Raw genomic sequence first — 3749 nt, 5'->3', positions numbered from 1 at the left:
TATAATTGTTTCGATAAAATATCCATGTTTTTAGTAACATCTGTAATCATTTCAGAATTATCAAAACCTTCTAATGCTTTATAACGGTTAACACCACCAAAACCCGCAGTTCGTTGTTCTTCTGGAATCGGATTTACTTCAAAATACAATCTGTAAATATTGTTATCTCTATCTTGAATTTCTTTTAATATTTTATCTAGTTGTGCAATTTTTTTAGCGTGTAATTCTTCATTTAACTTAACAAATTCCAATTCGCGCTTTAATTCTTTCTCTTTAGGAGATTCAAAAATTGGGGTAAATACTACAAAACCTAGTATCATAAACACAAAACCAGCAACCAGGGTTAACAATAAACCTTTAATTTTCTGACCTTTTTTTGGTTTTATCTTTTGGTAAGAGAGTGTCTCAGAATCGTAATAATATTTTACCTTCGCCATTGTCTATAATTTATCTTATTTTTGCACAACAAAACGCCACTAAAGTAAGATTTATTGTAGTGCAGATTTAAGCAAAATTACAAAATGTTTTGCAAAAAAGTTAAAGCAGGTTTGTTTTAGCATATAATTAACATTGAAATTGTCTGGAATAATGCTTTAAATACACTAAAAAATTAATGTATTTTCAATTGTTTAAGACTCTAAATAATAAGTAATAATGAAATCACAAGAAATACGTCAACAGTTTTTAGACTTTTTTGCATCAAAAAAACACATCATTGTTCCATCAGCACCCATGGTTTTAAAAAACGATCCAACATTAATGTTTACCAATGCTGGAATGGTACCTTTTAAAGAATATTTTTTAGGGCAGAAAAATGCTACCGATAAACGTGTTGCAGATTCTCAAAAATGTTTGCGTGTATCTGGAAAACATAACGATTTAGAAGAAGTTGGTAAAGATACCTACCACCACACTATGTTCGAAATGTTAGGAAACTGGAGTTTCGGCGATTACTTTAAAAAAGAAGCCATTGACTGGGCTTGGGAATTTTTGGTTGATGTTTTAAAAATTGATAAAGATTGTTTATATGTCTCAGTTTTTGAAGGCGCAGAAGAAGATGGATTAGGTTTTGATCAAGAAGCATTCGATTTTTGGAAACAACACATTAGCGAAGACCGCATTATAAACGGAAATAAAAAAGACAATTTCTGGGAAATGGGTGCGCAAGGACCTTGTGGACCTTGTTCAGAAATTCACGTAGATATTCGTTCGTCCGAAGAAAAAGCCATAGTTTCTGGAAAAAGTTTGGTGAATATGGATCATCCGCAAGTTGTGGAAATTTGGAATTTAGTTTTTATGGAATTCAACCGTAAAGCTGATGGTTCTCTTGAAAAATTACCAGCACAACACGTAGATACCGGAATGGGATTTGAACGTTTGTGCATGGTTTTACAAAACAAACAATCTAATTACGATACCGATGTTTTTACACCACTTATTAGAGAAGTTGAAACCATTACAGATAATGATTACGGTAAAAATGAAGAAATTGATATTGCAATTCGTGTAATTTCAGACCACGTTAGAGCAGTTGCTTTTGCAATAGCAGACGGACAATTACCTTCTAATACTGGAGCTGGTTATGTAATTAGACGTATTTTAAGAAGAGCCATTCGTTATGGATTTACTTTTTTAAATACCAAAGAGCCTTTTATTTATAAATTAATAAATACCTTGAGCAAACAAATGGGTGAATATTTCCCTGAATTAAAAGCTCAAAAACAATTAATTACCAATGTAATTAAAGAAGAAGAAAATTCTTTTTTAAGAACTTTAGATCAAGGTTTGGTATTGTTAGATGGTATTATTGCCAATACAAAAGGAACTGAAGTTTCAGGTAAAAAAGCTTTTGAATTATACGATACTTATGGTTTTCCAATAGATTTAACCGCTTTAATTCTTTCTGAAAAAGGGATGACCTTAAACGAAGAAGGATTTAAAAGTGAACTAGAAAAACAAAAAAACAGATCCAGAGCTGCAGCGGTTGTTGAAACAGATGATTGGGTTGTTTTATATGACGATGACGATGAAGAAGAATTTATTGGTTACGATACTTTAAAAGCAAAGGTTAAAATTACACGTTACCGTAAAGTTTCATCAAAAAAAGATGGAGATTTATACCAATTGGTATTTAATATGACTCCTTTTTATCCAGAAGGTGGTGGTCAAGTTGGAGATAAAGGATATATAGAGGTTGCTAACGGAAACATTATTTATATTGTAAATACCAAAAAAGAAAACAATTTAATTATACATTTTGCTGAAAATTTACCAAAAGACCCAACGCAAACTTTTAATGTAATTGTAGATGAAAAACAACGTTTTAGAACAGCTTGTAATCACACTGCTACACATTTATTACACCAGGCATTACGAGAAGTTTTAGGAACGCATGTAGAACAAAAAGGTTCGGCTGTACATTCAAAAAACTTACGTTTTGATTTTTCTCACTTTTCAAAATTATCTGTTGATGAATTACGTGAAGTAGAAGATTTTGTAAATGCGAGAATTGATAGTAAAATTCCGTTAAATGAATTTAGAAATATACCAATGGAAACGGCGCTTGAAAAAGGTGCAATGGCATTGTTTGGAGAAAAATATGGAGACACGGTTCGCACCATACAATTTGGACAATCGGTAGAACTCTGCGGTGGTACGCACGTACAAAACACAAGTGATATTTGGCATTTTAAAATCACTTCAGAAAGTGCAATTGCTGCTGGGGTTAGACGTATTGAAGCCATCACTAGCGATGCTACAAAAGATTTTTATTTTGAAAACAATAGAGCATTTTTTGAAATAAAAGACTATTTAAAAAATTCTAAAAATCCGCTAAAAGCAATTATTGATTTACAAGAAGAAAATGCAAGTCTTAAAAAGCAAATTGAAAACTTGCTAAAAGACAAAGCCAAAAATTTAAAAGGCGATTTAATACAAGAGGTAGAACTAATAAATGGGGTTAACTTCTTAGCTAAAAAACTAGATTTAGATCAAAATAGTATTAAAGATTTATGTTTTGATTTAGGAAATGCCATTGATAATTTATTTTTATTAGTTGGAACAGAAAGTGATGGAAAAGCGTTTTTAACCTGCTTTATTTCTAAAAATTTAGTAACAGAAAAAGATTTAAATGCTGGTAAAGTAGTTCGTGAATTAGGGAAATTAATCCAAGGCGGCGGCGGTGGACAACCTTTTTATGCAACAGCTGGAGGTAGAAACCCTGAAGGAATTGAAAAAGCACTTGAAAAAGGTAAAGAATTCATTCTTTAAAAATCGTCATTACAAGGAGGATACGACGAAGTAATCTGTAGCTATAAGAAACAGATTGCTTCCTTTTAGTCGCAATGACATAAACTATTAAAATGAATTTTAGAACCAACATAGCACTAAAACAAGAAAGGAATCAAATAGATTACAGTTCAAATTTGGTATTAATTGGTTCTTGTTTTTCAGAAAATATCAGTACAAAATTAGACTATTTTAAATTCAATACTTTTAGCAATCCGTTTGGTATTTTATTCAATCCAATTGCTATTGAAAAACTAATTTCCAATGCAATTCATAAAAAAGAATATACTGAAAAAGACATTTTTCAACTCAACGAACGCTGGCATTGTTTTGATGCACATTCCGATTTAAGTGCAACTTCGAAAAATGAATTATTAAACAATTTAAATTCTGAAATTGAGCGAACACATAAAAAAATAAAAGAAGCTTCGCATTTAATAATTACTTTGGGAACTGCTTGG

The 3749-nt window shown here is 31.1% G+C and carries 2 protein-coding genes and 1 pseudogene; 2 read left to right on the top strand and 1 reads right to left on the bottom strand.

The window, feature by feature from the left end:
• A pseudogene (locus tag AB1Z17_RS04300) lies at nt 1-437 on the bottom strand (M23 family peptidase); the annotation flags it as partial.
• A 217-nt stretch (nt 438-654) separates the two neighbouring features.
• Between AB1Z17_RS04300 and alaS the strand changes: the two are divergent.
• Nucleotides 655-3270, top strand: coding sequence for an alanine--tRNA ligase (gene alaS, locus AB1Z17_RS04295; RefSeq protein WP_368050561.1), 2616 nt, complete (start codon nt 655-657; stop codon nt 3268-3270).
• Between the two features lie 92 nt (nt 3271-3362).
• Nucleotides 3363-3749 (top strand): GSCFA domain-containing protein (locus AB1Z17_RS04290; RefSeq protein WP_368050560.1); only part of this gene is annotated, 387 nt, incomplete at its 3' end.

Origin of the sequence: Lutibacter sp., assembly GCF_040883305.1 — a bacterium.
GTDB lineage: Bacteria > Bacteroidota > Bacteroidia > Flavobacteriales > Flavobacteriaceae > Lutibacter.
Note: the sequence above shows the minus strand (reverse complement) of the source record. Positions and strands in the feature narration are given on the sequence as shown.

Coding starts and splice junctions, on each gene's coding strand:
- alaS (WP_368050561.1), top strand. CDS start 655: ATGAAATCACAAGAAATACGTCAACAGTTTTTAGACTTTTTTGCATCA.